Source organism: Fictibacillus sp. S7 (assembly GCF_004127935.1).
GTDB lineage: Bacteria > Bacillota > Bacilli > Bacillales > Fictibacillaceae > Fictibacillus_C > Fictibacillus_C enclensis.
In genome coordinates this window covers 171,169-191,107 of record NZ_QJKL01000001.1, presented here as the reverse complement: position 1 = coordinate 191,107, position 19,939 = coordinate 171,169, and the positions used below count along the sequence as shown (strand labels likewise).

General features: G+C 44.6%; 22 protein-coding genes. 6 read left to right on the top strand and 16 right to left on the bottom strand.

All coding sequences use genetic code 11. From position 1 onward, the window contains the following. Positions 1–47 precede the first annotated feature (47 nt). Positions 48–1,781 (top strand): ABC transporter ATP-binding protein, encoded by a 1,734-nt coding sequence (locus DMO16_RS00930; protein ID WP_241840405.1) that lies wholly within the window; start codon positions 48–50, stop codon positions 1,779–1,781. A gap of 50 nt (positions 1,782–1,831) precedes the next feature. On the opposite strand, the gene nasC is transcribed toward DMO16_RS00930, so the two are convergent. The 3 genes from nasC to nirB are packed head-to-tail and all read right to left on the bottom strand — an operon-like array spanning position 1,832 to position 6,746. Then, positions 1,832–3,973, bottom strand: coding sequence for an assimilatory nitrate reductase catalytic subunit NasC (gene nasC, locus DMO16_RS00925; protein WP_241840404.1), 2,142 nt, complete (start codon positions 3,971–3,973; stop codon positions 1,832–1,834). Positions 3,974–4,008: 35 nt separating this feature from the next. Beyond that, positions 4,009–4,314, bottom strand: a complete 306-nt coding sequence (gene nirD / locus DMO16_RS00920; protein WP_061972743.1) for a nitrite reductase small subunit NirD — start codon at positions 4,312–4,314, stop codon at positions 4,009–4,011. Positions 4,315–4,337: 23 nt separating this feature from the next. Beyond that, entirely contained in the window at positions 4,338–6,746 is a 2,409-nt protein-coding gene (gene nirB / locus DMO16_RS00915; protein WP_129474810.1) for a nitrite reductase large subunit NirB, read from the bottom strand. Between the two features lie 222 nt (positions 6,747–6,968). Here nirB and DMO16_RS00910 point away from each other — a divergent pair, with 222 nt between their 5' ends. Beyond that, positions 6,969–8,174 (top strand): nitrate/nitrite transporter, encoded by a 1,206-nt coding sequence (locus DMO16_RS00910; RefSeq protein WP_129474808.1) that lies wholly within the window; start codon positions 6,969–6,971, stop codon positions 8,172–8,174. 230 nt (positions 8,175–8,404) lie between these two features. On the opposite strand, the gene DMO16_RS00905 is transcribed toward DMO16_RS00910, so the two are convergent. Beyond that, the gene (locus tag DMO16_RS00905; RefSeq protein WP_061972732.1) at positions 8,405–8,605 is read right to left on the bottom strand and encodes a CsbD family protein; all 201 of its coding nucleotides are present in this window, start codon (positions 8,603–8,605) and stop codon (positions 8,405–8,407) included. A 152-nt stretch (positions 8,606–8,757) separates the two neighbouring features. Between DMO16_RS00905 and DMO16_RS00900 the strand changes: the two genes are divergently transcribed. Then, positions 8,758–9,324 carry a LemA family protein gene (locus DMO16_RS00900; RefSeq protein WP_061972730.1) on the top strand — a complete coding sequence of 189 codons (567 nt, stop codon included), beginning with the start codon at positions 8,758–8,760 and terminating at the stop codon, positions 9,322–9,324. After that, positions 9,324–10,058, top strand: a complete 735-nt coding sequence (locus tag DMO16_RS00895; RefSeq protein WP_129474806.1) for a TPM domain-containing protein — start codon at positions 9,324–9,326, stop codon at positions 10,056–10,058. Before DMO16_RS00900 ends, DMO16_RS00895 begins: the two co-directional genes overlap by 1 nt. Here the strand turns inward: DMO16_RS00895 and DMO16_RS24060 are convergent, their stop codons facing one another. The 3 genes from DMO16_RS24060 to DMO16_RS00885 form a co-directional block, all read right to left on the bottom strand. Further along, a complete protein-coding gene (locus DMO16_RS24060) occupies positions 10,059–10,226 on the bottom strand; it encodes a hypothetical protein (protein ID WP_164988830.1) in 168 nt (55 codons plus the stop codon). It lies immediately after the preceding gene. A 97-nt stretch (positions 10,227–10,323) separates the two neighbouring features. After that, positions 10,324–10,473 carry a YrzI family small protein gene (locus DMO16_RS00890; RefSeq protein WP_129474804.1) on the bottom strand — a complete coding sequence of 50 codons (150 nt, stop codon included), beginning with the start codon at positions 10,471–10,473 and terminating at the stop codon, positions 10,324–10,326. 134 nt (positions 10,474–10,607) lie between these two features. Continuing rightward, positions 10,608–10,757: a YrzI family small protein gene (locus DMO16_RS00885; protein WP_240482347.1), complete on the bottom strand. Its 150-nt coding sequence runs from the start codon at positions 10,755–10,757 to the stop codon at positions 10,608–10,610. Positions 10,758–10,866: 109 nt separating this feature from the next. Between DMO16_RS00885 and DMO16_RS24525 the strand changes: the two genes are divergently transcribed. Further along, the gene (locus tag DMO16_RS24525) at positions 10,867–11,067 is read left to right on the top strand and encodes a hypothetical protein (protein ID WP_206738039.1); all 201 of its coding nucleotides are present in this window, start codon (positions 10,867–10,869) and stop codon (positions 11,065–11,067) included. A gap of 293 nt (positions 11,068–11,360) precedes the next feature. Beyond that, positions 11,361–12,251, top strand: a complete 891-nt coding sequence (gene menA, locus DMO16_RS00880; protein WP_129474802.1) for a 1,4-dihydroxy-2-naphthoate octaprenyltransferase — start codon at positions 11,361–11,363, stop codon at positions 12,249–12,251. A 67-nt stretch (positions 12,252–12,318) separates the two neighbouring features. On the opposite strand, the gene DMO16_RS00875 is transcribed toward menA, so the two are convergent. From DMO16_RS00875 to greA, 9 genes are all read right to left on the bottom strand, one after another. Then, on the bottom strand, positions 12,319–12,558 hold the full coding sequence (locus DMO16_RS00875) for a YrhC family protein (RefSeq protein ID WP_061972722.1): 240 nt from the start codon (positions 12,556–12,558) through the stop codon (positions 12,319–12,321). 145 nt (positions 12,559–12,703) lie between these two features. Then, complete coding sequence (locus tag DMO16_RS00870) at positions 12,704–13,837, bottom strand: bifunctional cystathionine gamma-lyase/homocysteine desulfhydrase (protein WP_061972719.1); 1,134 nt, start codon at positions 13,835–13,837, stop codon at positions 12,704–12,706. Beyond that, the gene (locus DMO16_RS00865) at positions 13,838–14,761 is read right to left on the bottom strand and encodes a PLP-dependent cysteine synthase family protein (protein ID WP_129474800.1); all 924 of its coding nucleotides are present in this window, start codon (positions 14,759–14,761) and stop codon (positions 13,838–13,840) included. A gap of 14 nt (positions 14,762–14,775) precedes the next feature. Continuing rightward, positions 14,776–15,243 (bottom strand): S-ribosylhomocysteine lyase, encoded by a 468-nt coding sequence (locus tag DMO16_RS00860; protein ID WP_061972714.1) that lies wholly within the window; start codon positions 15,241–15,243, stop codon positions 14,776–14,778. Then, complete coding sequence (gene mtnN, locus DMO16_RS00855; RefSeq protein ID WP_129474798.1) at positions 15,236–15,940, bottom strand: 5'-methylthioadenosine/S-adenosylhomocysteine nucleosidase; 705 nt, start codon at positions 15,938–15,940, stop codon at positions 15,236–15,238. Before mtnN ends, DMO16_RS00860 begins: the two co-directional genes overlap by 8 nt. A gap of 24 nt (positions 15,941–15,964) precedes the next feature. After that, on the bottom strand, positions 15,965–16,612 hold the full coding sequence (locus DMO16_RS00850) for a class I SAM-dependent DNA methyltransferase (protein WP_129474796.1): 648 nt from the start codon (positions 16,610–16,612) through the stop codon (positions 15,965–15,967). A 197-nt stretch (positions 16,613–16,809) separates the two neighbouring features. Then, on the bottom strand, positions 16,810–17,439 hold the full coding sequence (locus DMO16_RS00845; RefSeq protein WP_061972706.1) for a YrrS family protein: 630 nt from the start codon (positions 17,437–17,439) through the stop codon (positions 16,810–16,812). Between the two features lie 86 nt (positions 17,440–17,525). Then, positions 17,526–19,262, bottom strand: coding sequence for a peptidoglycan D,D-transpeptidase FtsI family protein (locus DMO16_RS00840; RefSeq protein ID WP_129474794.1), 1,737 nt, complete (start codon positions 19,260–19,262; stop codon positions 17,526–17,528). A gap of 96 nt (positions 19,263–19,358) precedes the next feature. Then, positions 19,359–19,835: a transcription elongation factor GreA gene (gene greA, locus DMO16_RS00835; RefSeq protein WP_061972701.1), complete on the bottom strand. Its 477-nt coding sequence runs from the start codon at positions 19,833–19,835 to the stop codon at positions 19,359–19,361. Positions 19,836–19,939: the final 104 nt, after the last annotated feature.

Sequence of the window (19,939 nt, the reverse complement as noted above, 5' to 3'; positions counted from 1 at the left end):
TGTGTGTCTTTGAATCACTCATAAAGGGGTAAATCATGCGATTTCCAATGAAAAAATTTCTATCTTATTATAAACCTTACCTGCGTTTGTTTCTTTCCATTTTGTTTTGCGCGCTGATCACGTCGACCATTGCGCTCGTCTATCCGCTTCTTGTCCGGTACATTACAAAAGACGTGCTGGCCGATCAAGAGGCTTTGGACATCCAAAACGTTTATTGGACCGGTGGCCTGATGCTTGTTTTGACCGTGCTTCAGAATATCGGGAACTATTTTGTGGACTACAAAGGCCATGAGGTTGGCGCCCGTATGGAACGTGATTTACGAAGTGAACTATTTGCGCATATGCAAAAGCTTTCCTTTAGTTTTTTTGATCATGAGAAAACCGGAAAGCTGATGTCACGGATTACGAATGATCTGCTTTTACTTTCTGAACTGTATCATCACGGTCCGGAGGATTATATTAAATACTTGGTGCGCTTTGTGGGTGCCTTTGTCATATTGTTTGTAATTAATCCTTCATTGACGATCGCCGTTTTTTGCTTCTTGCCTGTGCTCGGCATCTTTTCACTGTTCTTCAATAAGATATTGAACCGTGCCTTAACCAAAAACAAAGAGCGGATCAGCGACGTACATGCCCGGGTTGAGGATAGCCTGGCGGGAATACGCGTCGTTAAATCGTTTGCCAATGAAAACATTGAGATCCATAAATTCAAGGTTGAAAACAATCGATTTTTAGACAGCCGAAAGAACATTTATCGGACAGAGGCCCTCTTTTTCAACGGCGTTGAAAGTTTCATTCAATTGATCACTCTAACTGTGATTATCTATGGAAGCTCAAAAATCATGCATCATACGCTTGACCTTGCTGATTTGATTACTTTTCTTCTTTATGTTAATTACATGGTTGAACCGATAAAGCAGATGACCCACATGAGCACACAGCTTCAGGAAGGGCTTACCGGCTTTGCGCGTTTTATGGAGATTATGAATACGAAGCCGGCGATTGAAGATGACAGTCATGCGGTAACTCTTTCATCAATTGAAGGAAAAATAGAATTCAAGCAGGTCGGCTTTCAGTATGAAAAACATTCGGATCCGGTCATCTCCAATCTGTCCCTTACTGTTCAGCCGGGAGAGTATGTGGCACTTGTTGGTCCCTCCGGTGCCGGAAAGACGACATTGTGCTCCCTCATTCCCCGCTTTTATGAGGTGACATCAGGAGAATTGCTCATCGACGGAATCGACGTCCGCCATTTTGAACAAAAGGGGCTGCGAAAGCATATTGGGATCGTGCAGCAGGATGTTTATCTTTTTGACGGTACTGTCCATGAAAACATCCGCTACGGAAATCCGGAGGCAAACGATGCCCAAATTATAGAAGCAGCACGACAGGCCAATGCCCATGATTTTATCTTGAGCCTTCCAAACGGCTATGATACGGAAATCGGGCAACGTGGAGTGAGGCTGTCCGGCGGTCAAAAGCAGCGGTTAAGCATTGCCCGTATATTTTTAAAAGACCCGGCGATTTTAATTCTCAATGAAGCAACCAGTTCGCTGGATAATGAGAGTGAAAGCATCGTCAAAGCGTCCCTTGACCAGCTGGCGAAGGGAAGAACCACCATCGTTATTGCCCACCGCCTCTCGTCAATCCGCAACGCAGAACGCATTATTGTCCTAAATCAAAAAGGCATTTCGGAGCAGGGAACACACCGGTCATTACTCGCAAAAAATGGAGATTACTCCCGCTTGTATTCCAGGGAGTTTTCTTCCAAGTCAGGTTGATATAAAAAAGCATTCTTTCCGTGTAAGGAGAGAATGCTTTTTTGCCTTGGTCAATTTCTGGTCAAGTCAATAACTGGCGACACCCTTACGGCGCATACTTTAAATCCGGGCATCTTGCAGACAGGGTCAAGCCCCTGGTATGTAACGTTGTTCACATTCTGTTCTCCGCCCCAGTGAAACGGGATAAACAAGGTATCTTCCCGTATCGAATCATCATACGCGCCCCTGGCTTTCATTCTTCCTCTAGAAGAATCCACATAGACCATGGTCCCATCTTTTATGCCAAATGCATTGGCTGTTTTCGGATGGATTTTGACAAAGCTTTCAATTTGGCGGGCAGAAAGAGCCGGGCTCCTTCTGGTTTGTGAGCCGGACAGATAGTGGCTCATCACCCTTCCCGTCGTCAAATGAAGAGGATAACTCTCTGACGTTCGCTCCTTTGGCACATGGTTGATGACAGGAAGCATCTTCGCTTTGCCATTTGGCCGGGCAAACGTTTCACTGAACAGCCTTCCCTCTCCATTATGTCCCTCTTTAGGGCATGGCCAGTAAATTCGTTCCTCCTTCAGCCGTGAATAAGTAATCCCGAAATAGTCCGCTTTTCCTCCCTTGCTCGCCAGCCTCAGTTCATTGAAGATATCTTCTGCTTTGGTGTAGGAAAAATAGGCTTCTTTCCCCAATACCCTTGCCACATCACACAGGATTTGCCAGTCATGTCTCACCTCACCCGGGCAGCTTCGGGCCGCTCTTCTTAACGTCACCCTGCCTTCCAGATTGGTTAATGTCCCTTCATCTTCCAAATACGAAGAACTTGGAAGCAACAGGTCAGCGAGCATGCCTGTTTCTGATACAAACATATCGACCACCACCAGACATTTAAGCCGCTTAAGCGCTTGAGCCGCAAGTGTGGCATTTGGGGTGGAAATCAGTGGGTTGGAACCCATGATGAATAATGCCTTAATTTCGCCATCCGCCATCTTTTCCATCATTTCATAGGCAGAAACCCCCTTTCCTGGCAACTCCTTTTCAGGAATACCCCACAGATCGGCAATATAGTTCCTGTGTTCCGGGTTTTCTATACTCCGGTATCCGGGCAGCTGGTCTGCTTTTTGGCCATGCTCCCTGCCGCCTTGTCCGTTCCCTTGTCCGGTGACAGCTCCATAGCCTGCTCCAGGCTTACCCATATTCCCGGTGGCCAGAACCAGATTAATAAAGTTTCTGACGGTATCATGACCGTGTGTTTGCTGCTCGACCCCTCTGGCTGTAAAGACCATAGCACGGGAAACGGAAGCGAATGTTACCGCCGTGTACTCAATGATTTGACGGGAAAGACCTGTTAAATCAGCGATAGCATCCAGGTCAACACCAGAGAGGTGTTCTAACACTTCATCAAAACCTTCCGTTCGCTCCTGTATAAACCGCTCATCATGGAGATTGCGGTCAAGGATTACTTTTAACATGCCGTTAACCAGAGCAGCATCCATGCCCGGTTTTACTTTTAAATGGAGATCAGCCAATTTGGTGGTTAAGGTTTCTCTTGGATCAATAGCGATGATAAATGCACCATTGTCCTTCGCTTTTCGAAAATAAGGAAGAAGGGTCGGCTGGCATTCGGCAATGTTGGTTCCTGCAAGAATGATGCATTCTGCCAGTGGAATCTCTTCCATTTCGTTCGTTAACCCACGGTCCAGGCCAAATGCTTCATTCATCGCGGAGGCAGCCGCCGACATGCAATAGCGGCCATTATAATCGATATGCTTTGTCTTTAATCCCACTCTGGCAAACTTTCCAAGCAGGTAGGCCTCTTCATTAGTTAATGAGCCGCCTCCATACACTCCGACAGCATCGAGGCCGTCCTGCTCCTGAATCGTGCTGAACTGCTCCATGATAAAAGACAATGCCTCTTCCCATGTAATCTCCTCAAATTGTCCATTCACCTTTTTCATCGGATGCAGAATCCGTTCTTTATGGAGGGCGTGCTGATGAGCATTTCTGCCTTTTATGCACAGTCTTCCATCGGAAACCGTATCCTTCAGCGGAAGAACTTTATATTTTTTCCGGTCTCCCGTACGATGTTCAAGCAGTTGCATAGTGCATTGAACACTGCAGAAGGGGCACTGTGTATCCATCACAGTTTCTGTTTCTGCATCCTGCTGCTGATGGCGAAAATGTTCCAGAAAACTACCAGTCAACTGTCCTCACCTTCCTCCCTCCTATTCTCTCATGCTTATAAACAAAGGTAGACTTTCTCTTCCTGCACTTCCACTTTATATGTTTTCACACAGCCTGTATCCGGCCCTTGTGCCTCTCCACTATTAGTGCAAATCTTCCAGTCATGCATCGGGCAGAATACATACTCTCCGCTTACCATTCCCTGAGCAAGTACTCCCCCTTTATGCGGACAGCGATTTTCCACCGCTTTGATTTTTCCGTTGGAAAGCTTGAAAAGAGCAATATCATGCTCTCCCACTTTTAATGACATCCCCAGTTTTTCAGGTAATTTGCTCAGCTTGGCCACTTCAATCCGGTTCATTTGTTTGTCCTCCCTTTGATCTATTAAACACTCAGGCTTTCAAACAATTTCTCTTTGGTTTCCTTATTTTTAATAATTTCTTTCCACGGCTCCTTCGTGTAGGAAAGAGCTTCTTCAATCCGCCCGACCAATTGGGAGCGGCTGTCTTCGTCAAAAAGGACTTCCCTGACATGTTCAAGACCCATTCGTTCAATCCATTTTGACGTACGCTCCAGATAATGGGCGGTTTCTCTGTAATACTGTATAAAGGCGGCGGCCATCATCACGACTTCTTCTTTCGTTTGGACGGTGCAAAGCAAATCACCGGCTCTCAGGTGAGTACCTCCGTTCCCTCCTACATACAGCTCGAAACCGCCATCCACTCCCACGATTCCAAAATCCTTGATTCCCGACTCGGCGCAATTCCGCGGACATGCAGATACACTCATTTTCACCTTGTGCGGAGTGTTGAGCCGTTCAAATTTTTTCTCCAGTTCAATCCCCAAACTGGTGGAATCCTGTGTCCCAAAACGGCAAAATTGTTCTCCCACACAGGTTTTCACCGTTCGAAGGGTCTTTCCATACGCATAGCCTGACGGCATATCCAGTTCTGCCCAGACGTTTGGCAGATCCTCCTTTTTAATGCCCAAGAGATCAATCCGCTGGCCGCCGGTCAATTTAATCATCGGAACATTATAAGCTTCCGCGACGTTAGCGATCTTTCGCAGGTCTTCTGCGGTGGTCACACCTCCATACATTCTGGGCACCACGGAATACGTCCCGTCTTTTTGAATATTTGCGTGCATCCGCTCATTCACAAATTTGGAAGCTGCTTCATCTTCATGCTGGGGATTCATCATCCCCAAATAATAGTTAAGGGCAGGACGGCATTTGGAACAGCCCTCCTTTTCCTTCCAGTCCAGAACATGCATAACTTCCTTCACAAACTTCAGATTTTTGCTTTTAATTTCTTCAAGCACTTCTTCCCTGCTAAGACTGGTACAGCTGCAGATCGCTTCTTTTTGTTCGATATACTTGAAATCATCTCCCAATGTGTATTCCAGCAGCTCCGAAACGACCGGTTTGCATCCCCCGCAGGAACGGGAAGCGTTGGTGCAATCTCTTACTTCGTCCAATGAGGTTAGTCCCTGATTCACAATGGCATCGCAAATGGCCCCTTTGGTTACCCCGTTGCATCCGCAGACAACTTCATTCTCAGGCATCGAGGCAACAGCACTTTCTGAAGCTTCTTCCTCAGGCGTTGCCAGTACTGCAATTTTCGGAATACCGGAAACATCCTGTTTTTCAAGTATCATTTTAAACAGCCGCGGGCCATCCTGAATTTCGCCGAACATCACCGCACCAATCACGCGGTTATCCTGAAAGACGATCTTTTTGTATACACCCTCCACTTCATCAAAAATTTTCACTGATTTTGTGTGTTCATCCTCCATAAAGTGGCCGGCAGAAAACACATCAACACCCGATACTTTTAATTGTGTGGAAATTACAGATCCTTCATATTTGTTTGATCCCGTTTCTGTAATACGTTCTGCTAAAATTTTCCCTTGTGCGTATAGCGGTGCGACAAGTCCGTAAACCATTTCACGGTGTTCCGCGCATTCTCCCACTGCATAAATGTCCGGTACTTCTGTCTCCAGATAATCGTTGACGAGAATTCCTCTGTTCACGGCTATCCCACTGTTTTTGGCAAGCTGCACATTCGGCCGGATGCCGACAGCCATCACCACCAAATCAGCATTTGCCACCGACCCATCACTGAACCTGACACCTTCTGCCCGCATATCTCCTATAATTTCCGTTGTTTGTTTTTCCATTAAAAAGGTCATCCCTTGCTGCTCCAGCTCTTTTTTCAAAAGTGCAGCAGCTGTTCCGTCGAGCTGACGGTCCATCAACTGGTTGCCAAGATGGACCACATCCACTTGCATTCCGAGATTGATCAGCCCCCGTGCCGCCTCTAATCCTAACAGCCCTCCGCCAATGACTACCGCTTTTTTGTAATTCTGTGCAGCATCGATCATGGTTTCACAGTCTTTTATATCACGGAAAGCCGTGACTCCCTCTTTATCAGCACCAGGAACCGGCAGCATAAATGGTTCTGATCCCGTTGCCAGTATCAATCGGTCATATTCGACTTCCGTTCCAAGATCGGTATGGACGCTTTTCCGATCTGAATCAATGCTGGTGACCGTTTCTCCTGTATATAGCGTGATGTTATTCTTCTCATACCACGCCCGGTCATTAAGGGTAATATCCTGAATCGAAGTATCGCCTTGAAGAACAGTAGATAAAAGGATTCGATTATAGTTCGGATGCGGCTCACTTCCAAAAATGGTAATATCAAATGCTTCAGCGTTCATTTTCAAGATTTCCTCGATGCAGCGAACTCCGGCCATGCCATTGCCTACAAGCACAAGCTTCTTTTTTTCCATGGTAGCCTCCTGTTTAGTCAATATCCTATCTCTCTTTTTTAAAAAGGTACCACAACCACTGGAATCATTTCTCATTGTATGTAAGAAAAACTGACATACTTTTTTCTCTGCCTGGAATATTTTATTAGTTAAAAAAGTTTGTTACCTTTTCTTCCATTAACAAAGCAAAGCAGAAAAAAGAACCGTAGACTAAAAAGAAAAATCAGGAATGGAGAGAGATGAATGAGACTAAAAGAGTTAAGAAGTCACGGACATGCCCCATCACTGTTAGGTTCCTTTTTGTATTTTGATGTAAGCTTTATGATCTGGGTGCTCCTTGGTGCTCTGGGCGTCTATATTACAAAGGATTTTGGGCTTTCCCCTTCGCAAAAAGGGCTGATTGTCGCTATCCCTATTTTGAGCGGATCGTTATTCAGACTTCTGTTTGGTGTACTCACCGATCGAATCGGCCCCAGGAAGACCGCCGTTGGAGGAATGCTGGTAACCACCATTCCTCTTTTATGGGGTTGGTTATCGGGAACACATATTGCCGAACTGTATGGAATTGGCCTCTTGCTTGGTGTAGCGGGAGCGAGCTTTTCCGCCGCTTTGCCAATGGCAAGCCGCTGGTACCCTCCGCACCTTCAAGGGGTGGCAATGGGCATTGCAGGAGCCGGAAACAGCGGAACACTGCTTGCCACACTTTTTGGTCCAAGGCTTGCCGAACACTATGGTTGGAACGGAGTCATGGGCATCGCGCTCATTCCACTGCTGTGCACGCTGGTTTTATATCTTTTCATAACCAAAGATGCTCCCTCTCAGCCTGCTGCTAAGCCGGTCAAAGATTATTTAAACGTGCTCAAAGTAAAAGATACCTGGTATTTTTGCCTTCTTTATTGTGTTACCTTTGGCGGATTTGTAGGCTTGACCAGTTTTTTAAGTATTTTTTTCGTTGATCAATATCACTTGTCAAGCGTTTCAGCCGGTAATTTTGTTACATTGTGTGTCGCAGCGGGCAGCATTGTCCGTCCGATTGGCGGCATGATCGCCGACCGGATCGGAGGGGTCCGGCTTTTGAGTTATTTGTTGATTGGCGTGACGTTGTGTATGCTCGGTGTCAGCCAGCTTCCTTCCCTTTCATTAGCCACCTTTTTGCTATTTGCCGGCATGTCCTGCCTTGGCATGGGTAATGGTGCCGTCTTTCAATTGGTGCCTCAACGGTTTAAAAACGAGATTGGAGTGATTACCGGAATTGTAGGGGCTGCAGGCGGGGTTGGCGGTTTCTTTGTTCCAATTATCCTTGGCTCACTGAAGGAACTTTCAGGCACTTATGCTTCCGGTTTCATTGTATATTCATTGATTGGCGGTTGTGCCTTCGTTCTTTTAATGGTCGCACAAAACGCCTGGAAGAAGACATGGGCTCTTCAGAAAAGCTCCATAAAATTATAAGTGCACATACAAACCGCCCTCTTCTTTTGAAAAGAGGGCGGTTTTTTTTTAGTCTAGCTTTCGAATCATGACCGTAATTGTGTTTTGTTCTTCCTTTAATGGATTATATCCGGCTTTAAGATCACGCTTGGGCTTTCTTTATATAAAAATCCTCTTCAAAGAACAGGATCCCCATAAAAAATGAGGCAAAAAGACGTTTCGCCCTTTTGCCTCATCCGTACTCTATAGTATTATCTTCTGTTATCAAAAACTTTATTTACTTTGTCTGCTGCCTTCTCTTTCAGATCACCGACACCCTCGCGTGCTTCGCCTTTCATTTTGTCCTTGTTGCCTTCTGCCTCTGTTGTTTCATCATTTGTCAGTTTGCCGAGTCCCCGTTTCGCCTCGCCTTTCAGCTTGTCTAATTTCCCTTGTGTCTGATCGTCATTCATGGATTAGTTCCTCCTTTAGTAAATTCAATAATTGTCTATAGTGGTATATACCCATGTCCAAGGAATGTTAATCACCCGCCATATTTTTCGTTTTTAAATCATAGGATAGGGGAAAAATAAAAAATATCCAAATAGAATTGAGGAGTGTACAAATGAAAAAAAGTTGGCTATGGCCCGTTCTTATTATTGCCGTGCTTGTGATTCTGTTTTTCACCAGCTACAACGGGTTCGTAAATAGCGAAGAAGATGTGGACCAGTCCTATTCCCAGATTGAAACCCAGCTTCAGCGGCGTGTTGATCTGGTACCCAACCTCGTCAGCACGGTTAAAGGTTACGCCTCCCACGAAAAAGAGGTTCTCAAAGATATCTCTGATTCCCGTGCACGTCTTGCAGGGGCCAAATCCCCTCAGGATGAAGCCCAGGCGAACGACCAGTTGACCGGGGCCCTTAGCCGCCTGCTTGTGATTCAGGAAAGATATCCAAACTTAAAAGCAGATAAGCAGTTCACCCAACTGATGGATGAGCTTGCCGGTACAGAAAATCGAATTGCTGTGGCAAGAAGGGACTATAATGAAAAAGTTGCTTCCTATAACAAAAAAGTTAAAAGGTTTCCAGGAGCCTTAATTGCAGGGATTGGAGGATTTGATAAAAAAGAATACTTTAAGGCCAGCGCCAATGCTCAGGAGCCTCCAAAAGTTGATTTTGGAGGAAACAGCTGATGATTCCCAAAAAATTCTCCCTCTTACTAGGGTTGTTTGTTGTTTTTTCATTATTAACAACCGCCATTCCGGTATCTGCTGATGCGATACCGGAGCCAGAGGGAGACATTTATGTACAGGATCATGCAGGCGTGCTTAGCCCGCAGGAAAAGTCGAAGCTCCTGTCCCAGGGAAGACAGCTGGAAGATCAGACAAGTGCACAGCTTGCTGTTCTTACCGTTAAATCCATTGGTGATACACCGATTGAAACGTATGCCAATGATGCCTTCAGGAAATTTGGACTTGGAACAAAGGAAGCGGATAACGGTGTTCTGCTTGTTTTGGCCCTCTCGCAGAAAAAAATCCGGATCGAAGTGGGGTATGGCCTTGAAGGAGCGATTCCAGATGGCAAAGCTGGAAGAATTCTGGATGAAAATGCAGTTCCTTATTTGAAGCAAGGAAAAAACGATGAGGCCATTACCCATACGTATCAGGCCCTGGCCAAAGAAATACAAAAAGAATACAAAGGACAGGATGCTCCCCCGTCCAGGACCGAGGAGAAGAAAAAGGACCCTTTTTCCTGGTTTTACATCATCATTATTGTGGCCATTATCTTTTTGGACATCAAATTCTTTAATGGTTTCCTCACCTATATGATTCTTTCCATGCTTTCAAGAGGTGGAGGTGGAGGCGGGGGACGCCGGGGTGGCGGAGGTGGATCATCCGGCGGAGGCGGCGCAGGAAGGGGCTGGTAACTACTTTTCCAGCCACTTTTTAACATGTTCCTTCGGATCCCAGCAATTAAATTTATAGGAAGGCTGCGTATCAAACCCCAGTCTCACACATTCATATTTCATTCCGTTATCCGTCCGTGAAGCCTTGAAGTTTACACACGTTGCACAGCAATGGATGTCTTTTTTCATGGCTGACTCTCCTCCTTCTTTACCAAAGTCGTTATCTTCATCATACCGTAAAAAAACCGCCCTGCAATCATTTTGCATGGGCGGTTTTGCCGTTCATTTATCTTAAATAGTTCGCCTCGCCAGCCTTTGTATGGGCCGCTTCGAACAATTCGTTCACATTTTGTTGATGCACATAATCTTTGTATGTTCTTTCTTTCTTCCTTAATGAAATTGTCAACGTAGCAAAGAAAAGGTTCAATGTCAGCATACAGACTCCTCCTTTCCTGCTTTCTTACCCTTTCAGGTCGTATCTTTCTCTGTTACCATCCAATCCAGAAATACCAGTTTTCGCTTCATCATTTCTACCCTCTCCTTTTTCATTCATTTTTTCATGTTTGTGTTTTAATACATGTGAACATTGTTCATCAATTTCTCTTGAGTTTCTTGGTACATTTTCTTTACATGCTGCTGATGAATCAATTCATTTTGGCTGTTCATTTTACCCTGAAACGATAGCGTAATCGTTCCAAAAAACAAGTTCAGTGTAATCATTAGGCATTCCCCCTTTCATATTCATTTAAAAGTCCATATCCTTCTCCAGTGAAAACCAGGTTAATAAAGCAATGCTAATCATCATTCCTGTCATCTCCTTCACGTTTAGTTGTATAAAAAAAGGCCGCAGGGAGTCAGATCCCTGCAGCCTTCCCTAAAAAAGGGCGCAAAAAAGCCACAGGGCATCATTCGGCCTGCGGCGCTTTTTTATCAAAAATTGCAAATCAAAAAAGCTGGTGTCCAATGGCCGAACAACGTAGTGTTGCATGAAGTTGTAGTTGTGCAGAAAAAAGTTGCAGTGACGCTGTAATCGGTTGTAATCTCATCATCGTGTTCGACCTCCTTTATAAATTCTGATTATTCTTTACACGGTAAGTATAACCATAACTTGGTAACTTGTAAACCACTTTTTTCAAACAATTTATTTATATGCGGAAGAAGGGAAAAAGATCACCCATTTTATAACGTTTTTCCGCTCAAAGAAAATGATTCCATTCCTGCCATTACAATTTCGTTGGAACAGGTATATTGTGTACATTTTCACAAACATTTGTATTATAATGGTTATGCTACATTATTTGTTTTTTAGTAAGGAGGAACATTATGATAAGCCCTAAAGTTTTTTTGGCTTCTACACGGCCATTTTCATTAACGGCTTCCATCATACCTGTTATTTTTGGAACCATACTTGCTCTGCAATCCACAAGCATTCATTGGGGACTATTTGTTTTAACACTCCTTGGTGCCGTCTTTATGCAGTGCGGAACAAATCTGGTCAACGATTATTACGACCATGTAAAAGGTGCTGACCAGCCTGGATCACTCAGCCCTTCAGGCGTTATTGACCGCGGAGAAATGACCCCAAAACAAGTCCATATTACCGGTCTCATCTTTTTTGCTCTCGGCAGTATCATCGGCTTGGTTTTGGCAGGTCTCACAGGCCGGTTTATTCTTTATATCGGTATTCCATCTCTCTTGATTGGCTATTTCTATACGGCCACTCGTTACGCTTTGGCCTATAACGGGTTTGGAGAGTTCGCTTCCGGCACCACGCTCGGCGTACTTGCCGTCATCGGTTCGTTTTATGTCCAGACACTTGCCGTCGATTGGGGTACTGTTCTTATGGCACTGCCGAATGCCTTTTTGATTATGGCAATTTTGCAGGCCAATAATTTAAGAGACATTAACAGCGATAAATTGATTAACAAAATCACCGTGGCCGGCTTGCTCGGCAGAACCGGCGCCCGCGTTGAATATTTGATTTTAATGATTGGCGCCTATGTACTGTTGCTGATCCTGGTAGCAATCTCTATGCTTCCTATATGGAGTCTGCTCGCTTTCTTGTCACTTCCCGTGGCGGTTAAAGCTCTGTCCATCAGTCTCCGCACTTGGGATCCCAAAGAATTGAACACTTCACTTGGATTAACGGCTATGCTTCATTTAGGCTTTGGGATTCTTCTTTGCATAGGCACCTTAATCGGTATATCAATATAGAATGACTATTATTTCAACATACAAAAAAATGACCGGCAGCTTGTGGGCTGCCGGTCATTTTTTTGTTTTATGATTCTATATCCTGCAGCTGTTTTTTCAGCCGCTTTGCCTGAAAGTACATAAGTGCTGTAAATCCTAGTCCAGTTAATGATGTGGTTCCGCAGACGATTTCATCGGTGACGTCTTTGCCTGCGAACGGAATGACGGTTCCCAAATACATAAAAGAACTTAGCCCTAATAGGACAATCCCGTAGTGCTGATAGTCCTGGATCTTCTGCTTTAGGTCTTGCAATCCTTTTGATTCCATACTTTTAACCAGCCTCCTAACCTCTTGTATTACAATAACATAGAACAGGTACAAGGACACACGTAATTTTTGACAAATAATTGAAAAAAAAACTCCCGTTTCCTCCAAAGAGGAACGGGAGTTTTTAAACGAACCAGCTATGGTTTTAAGCCAGTGCTTCTTTTAAGTCTTCAATCAAATCTTCAGCATCTTCAATACCAACAGAGATTCTGATCAGTCCATCGGTAATACCGAGCTCAGCACGGCGCTCAGCCGGTATGGAAGCATGAGTCATTTTTGCTGGAACAGAAATCAGGCTTTCCACTGCTCCAAGACTTTCAGCCAGCGTAAAGTAACGAACCTTTCTGAGCACCTCTGTTGCTTTTTCTTCACTTCCTACATCGAATGAAATCATGCCTCCGAATCCGCCGGATTGTGCTTTGGCAATCTCGTGCTGCGGATGGCTCTCAAGACCCGGATAGTAGATTTTTTTAACCGTTGGATGACCGGAAAGGAAATCCACGATTTTTTTTGTGTTGGCTTCCGTAGCTTCCATTCGCAAGCCAAGTGTTTTAATCCCCCTGATAAGAAGCCATGAATCTTGAGGTCCCAAAATGCCGCCTGTGGAGTTTTGAACAAAGTGCAGGTCCTCACCAAGTTTGTCATCATTTACTACAACAACTCCGGCTACCACATCACTGTGTCCGCCAAGGTATTTCGTTGCTGAATGCAGGACGATATCGGCACCGAATTTGATCGGAGTTTGCCAATATGGCGTGCTGAACGTATTGTCCACGATCAATAAAAGGCTGCTTTCTTTTGCCAGCTGGGACACCGCCTTCAGATCGGTTACTTTTAGCAGCGGGTTTGTTGGTGTTTCCACATAAAGAGCTTTTGTATTAGGCTGAATTGCTTCTTTAATGGCATCCAAATTAGTTGTATCAACAAGTGTTGACTCAATGCCAATACGGTTCAGCACCTTGGACACCACCCGGTACGTACCGCCATACACATCATCCGTTAAGATGACATGGTCTCCTGAACTGAAAAGCATCATGACTGCAGTGATGGCAGCCATGCCGGAACCAAATGCAAATCCTCTTCTTCCTTCTTCAAGGTCTTTTACAAGCTCCTCGAGTGCAAAACGGGTAGGATTTCCGGTTCTGGAATACTCATACCCTTTATGGACTCCGACTTCTTCCTGTTTATATGTGCTCACTTGATAAATGGGAACAGAAACAGCGCCTGTTGCTGCATCACTTGGAATCCCACCGTGAATTAATTTTGTTTTACGTTTCATTTAAATTCCCCCTTCATAAATCTTCTTGCTTAAATATCGGTCACTTCCGTCGGGGAAGATCGTGACAATCGATGAGCCTTCAGCTGCAGTTTCTGCTTCCAGCAAGGCTGCGTGAAGCGCAGCACCCGAGGAACTGCCTACCAAAATCCCCTCTTTTTGCGCGAGTTCCTTCACCCTGGAAAACGCGTCTGTATCCATTACTGTATGAATGGCATTGAAATAAGAAGGGTCCATATAGTCCGGCAGAAACTCCATGCCTATTCCTTCCGTTTTGTGAGGACCCGACTGGCCTCCGTTAAGGATGGAGCCCTCCGGTTCGACGATCACCGTTTTTAGTGATGGATTCTTTTCTTTTAAAAATTGGGCAGTACCCATGAAGGTGCCTCCCGTTCCTGCTCCTGCAACAAAGATATCTACCTTACCGTTCAAATCGTTCCATATCTCAGGCCCCAGTGTTTTATAGTACGTCGTCGGATTGGAAGGATTGGAAAATTGGGCAGGCGTAAACGAACCTGGGATTTCATTCAGGAGCAGCTCCGTTTTTTTGATAGCCCCCTTGATTCCATCATTTGTTGGAGTGTGGATGATGGTTGCGCCCAGCGCCTTCATAATTTCCTGTTTTTCTATACTGAACTTCTCTGGGATTACGAAAATGACACGGACTCCACGATTAAGCGCAGCAAGAGCCAGCCCGATACCCGTATTCCCGGCCGTAGGTTCAATGATGGTTCCTCCTTCAGCTAATTTCCCCGAACGAAAGGCTTCATCCAATAATTCTCTTCCTAACCGGTCCTTCACACTTCCGCCCGGATTAAAGTATTCCAGCTTCGCAAAGAGTTTCACCTTATTAGGCAGCGGAAAGTGGGTCAGCTGAAGCAGTGGTGTATTTCCAACCAATTCATGTATGTTTTTGTAAACCGTCATTGCTCAGGCTCCTCTTAGTCAGCAAATACCTTATTCCATTCGTCTTTTTTCTCAAGCATCTTCTCTGCAATTTGCTTGGCCCCTTCCAAACTGTGGTTGGCAGCCCATCCGCATTGGACTTCGTTGCAGGCTGGCACTTCTTCGGCTTTTAAAACATCATGCAGTGTTTTTTCCAAGACATCGAGAATCTCTTCATAGTTATCGTGATTGATCACAGAAAGATAGAAACCGGTCTGGCATCCCATCGGACTGATGTCTACTACAGAATCATGATGATTTCTAATGTTTTCTGCCATCAAATGCTCGATGGAGTGAAGTCCGGCCATATCCATATGATCCTTGTTCGGCTGGCAGAAACGGATATCGTATTTATGAATCACATCTCCGTTTTTACCTTGTGTTGTTCCAGCCAGGCGCACATAAGGCGCTGCTACTTTAGTATGATCCAAATTAAAACTTTCTACATTCATTTTTTTAACCATTCTGTTTCAACTCCTCAATCATTAATAAAATCAATTCTGCAGAATGCTTCGATGCAGTTTCCAAAAATTGGTCATAGGATATACGGGCGTCCTTGCCAGCTATATCCGACAGTGACCGAATAATAACAAACGGGACATTAAACTGGTAAGCCACTTGCGCAATGGCGGCTGCTTCCATTTCAGCGGCATAAAGACCTGCAAGTTTGGTCCGGATAAATTCTACACGGTCATGATCGTTCATAAAGGAGTCGCCGGAAGCGATAAGTCCTTTAGCGACTTGAATACCACTGACTTTTTCCGCGCTTTTTACTGCAACAGACACTAATTCTGGGTCCGGTACATAATAGGCGGGCATTTGAGGCACCTGTCCGTATTCATAACCAAAAATGGTGGCATCCACATCATGGTGACGAACCTCAGTGGAGATCACAACATCCCCCACGTTTAAATCCTGGTGGAAACCACCCGCCGAACCTGTGTTGATAATGCAATCCGGGTTAAACATCTCAATCATTAGCGTTGTTCCAATGGCTGCATTTACTTTACCGATACCCGATTTTAAAAGAACGATATCAAGTCCACCGATCCGGCCGGCATAGAATTCGCATCCGGCCAGCTTTGTATCCTTTCTCTCGGCAAGTTGGCTGCGGAGAATGATGACTTCTTCTTCCATAGCCCCAATAATCCCAATTTTCATAGCGACAACTCCAGTATCTTCTGTTCAGATTTTTTTGGTCTTAACAGCTTCCATCAGCCAAACGTAGGTGTTCAGTTTTTCAAAGGAAACGTCAAATCCGTGCTTGCGGAAAAGATCATCCAGCACGTCAATGGTCGTATAATATTCCGTCTGCAAGTCCTGAAGAAGGTTCAGGTATCCCTTTTCCTTTACAATTCGGTGTCTTTCCTCCCGGTCGGCTTCATTAGTGAATGCTGTATCCGCAAAAACAATTTTACCATTTTCTTTTAAAATCTGGCTATATAATTGGATGGCTGAGTCCTTTTCCTCATCTGTGAGATGGTGGAAAGCGTAAGTGCTGACGATCGCGTCCACTTCACCTGGAAGCTGTGGAAACGTTAAAAAGTCACCGTCTAACAATTCAAGGTCATTAAAACGGGCTTTTGTCTTTTCTCGCATTCCTAAAGAAGGCTCTATACCGTATACAGTTCTTCTCGCTTTCAACAGCTTTTCTGTGAGATTTCCGGTCCCTACTCCAAATTCCACAACTGTTCCTGTCGTTTTGGATGCGACGGTTTCGAGAATGTGTTCATACTGCTCGAACACTTCCCTATACTCTTCATCTTTTCCTGAAACCGATTGATCATAGGATTCTGCCCACTCATCAAACAGTGAAATAAACTCTCTGCCCATAATATTTTCACTCCGTTTATCACAAAATATATAATTCCTATCACTATACTATGAATTAAATCGTTACAAGTTACAATTTATCATAGAAATCCGCAATAATCAACGAAACCGCGCTTCCATTCTTACCCTTTTAAAAACACATAAGAAAAGCCGGAGGAAGGCTTGCGCCTCCCCACCGGCTTTAACTAAATTCCCAGTTATTGTTTTTTTACGCTTGTTGGCTTCCAACCTTTTCCGTCTTCCCATTGAAGTTGAACCTCATATCGGGATCCGTCGGCTTTTGAAAGGACTCGTCCGACCGATTTATCCGGTCCTCCGCCGTTACCCAGCCAAAGGATGGTCATTTGATCTTCAGGAATTCCTGAAGCATAGGAAAGAGCTTTTGTCTGTTCGCTCCAGTCTGAGGATCCCTTGTCATACGATTTTGTATGCTCACCGGTTTGAGATGTGCCAACCGGATCCCAAGGACCTTCAGGACCGCCTTTTGCCTTATCTTCCGATTTTTCTTTGTCAGCGGCTTCTTTATCCTTGTCTTCACTATCTTCTTTTTTGGAAGCATCCTTATTCTCATCAGCAGCCTCACTGTCATTCTTATCTTCAACAGCGATCGACGAATCATCGTTCTTATTTGAATCTTTATTTACAGAAGAAGATTGATCTTTCTTGTCGGCTGAATGATTTGATGATGTTGTCTGGCTGCTGCCTCCGTTTATAAAAATGCTCGCTCCCACTACCACGATTAATAATAGCACGACTCCAATTGCTATATTTAGCACTCGATTTTGTTTTCGTTTCTCAAAACGAGAACGGTACTCTTTTCTTCCCATACTTACCTCCTCAAAACTATGCCTACATCAATTTTACCACGATAAACGAATTCGACAAGTTTGAGATTTTGCGTATGTCGAGTGCCTTATTTATTTTTTTTATCATTTTTGTAAATTTGTTTTACGATGTCTGAATAAGCGGAAAGAACCCCATTGGTTCCTCCTTTATAGTCCAGATCGACAATGACCAGTGCGTATTTCGGCTGGTCTGCGGGAAAGTAGCCAGCAAACCATTTATTGGATGTTTTGGAGTCACCCTTTTCGGCTGTACCCGATTTTCCTGCAATCTTATACGGCAGCCCATTTAAAGCACGTCCTGTTCCTTTTGGGTTGTTGACCACCCCGCGCATGAGCATTTGCAGCTTCTTTGCTGTATAGGGCTCAATCTTGTTTTCCTTTTTGTGATCAGAAAAAGAAAGAAACGTTGTTCCATTTTTATACTCAATTTCTGTTGCCGCTTTAACTTCCTTTACCGTGCCGCCCCGTGCAATGGCCGCAACCATGTTGGCAACCGAGAGCGGTGTTACTTGAACATCTTTTTGCCCGATCGCCGTTTGCGAGACTGCCAGCGGGACTTTTTTGTCAGAAGAAGCACCCCATATGTTTCCTGTTTCTTCTTCCGGAAACTGTGCAAAATCCGGATAATGGTATACTTGTCCCCTCCATCCGGATGTTCCGGTCAAGCCAAGCTTTCCTGAATATTCATCGATCATTTTTGGATCTTCTTTCATTATTTCATTGGCCAGCAATCCAAACGTCCGATTGCAGCTTTGGGCAAAGCTCTCTGAAAAATCAAGCGTTCCAAGTGCGTGTTTTGCCTCTTTTCCGTCAATCCCGAGGTTACAGTCAAATGTTTTCCCACTTGCAAGATCTTGATGCTCGATAGCAGAAGCTGCCGTTACAATTTTAAATACAGAGCCTGGAGAATGCCGGCTCAGCATTTGATTTTTCATTAAACCGGACGTATACGGGACACTTACCATACCGAGAAGTTCATTCTTCCCGATATCGAGCAGCACAGCCCCTCCCTTTTTGATACCACTCGCTTTTACCGCCTTTTCCATTATCCCCTGGAGGGTACTGTCGATTGTCGTCTTAACACTTACCGGGTAAAAAGGATTCGATGGAGACAAATACTTGACGTCCAGCCCGAATAACGGGGAACCTGAACGGTCCACATGATAGATTAATTTCGTCTCCCCCTCAGAAATCAAAAAAGGGTCAAACGCCTGCTGCAATCCTGTTTTTCCTATTTTGGTATTAATGGTAATTGTCCCCTTTTCCAGCTTGTCGGGGTATTTTTTCTTAATGAATTCCGGTGCCTGTCCGGTGACTCCCAGCAACGCACCGGCAAAGGGAGAGTGCTTCGTTCGGGAGATGTATTGAGCATAAACACCGGGGAGCTGCAGTCCATTAATTTCTTCCATCGCCTCCTGCGTGATCTGATCCTGATCATCCGCGATGACAAAGGGCTCCTCATGGTCTTTCAGTGCGCTTTTGATTTCTTCGGTTGGCTTTCCCAGTATGTTTGCCACCTTGTCAATGGTGCCTTTTTGGTCCTGGATAAATGGAAATAAGATGATCGCCGGTTTCAATTCAGCTGAAATCATTTGGCCTTTGCGGTCGAGCAGCAAGCCTCTTCCTTCATTGATCATAAAAGAATGGGTTCGCTGTCTGACACTCTCATCGATTAAATTAATGTTATGCTTTGAAAAAGATTCTGTAGATATGAGCTGGATTTGAATCAGCCGCCCCACCAGCAAAAACAATGAGGCAAGAAACAAAGCGCCTGCAATAACTATTCGTTTACGGATCCTTTTCATGGAGACCACCTCACTCCCAGTGTGGTCGCGCGAAGGAATTATTAAACGGTTCAACATAAAAAGACGCCAAGCTTGAGCTTTGGCGCCTTGAGTCATTTATTTTACTTCTATGATTCTGACACTAATTTCTCCGCCAGGAGTCTGAACTGAGACCTGCTCTCCTACTTTCTTGCCGAGCAAGCTTTTTGCCATTGGAGAATCATTGGAGATTTTGCCTTCAAACGGATCCGCTTCGGCACTTCCGACAATCTTGTACGTTTCTTCATCACCATCGGGCAGCTCAAGGAACTTGACCGATTTTCCGATGGAAACCACATCTCCGGCAGCTTTGTTTTCTTCGATGATTACAGCATCACGAATCATTTTTTCCAACTGAACAATCCGCGCTTCAACGAAAGCTTGTTCATCTTTGGCTGCATCGTATTCCGAGTTCTCAGAAAGGTCACCGAAACTGCGGGCAATCTTGATACGTTCTACAACTTCTTTTCTTTTTTCAGTTTTTAATTGCTCTAGTTCGTTTTCAAGCTTTTGCTTACCCTCAAGTGTCATATAATGCTTTTTCTCTTCTGACATACTGTATTCACTCCTTCAATTAATCAGTACCCTGATAACTATATATGTTGTCTAATAGATCGGATATGTATAGTGGATGCTTACACCTTACTAAAAAATAAAGC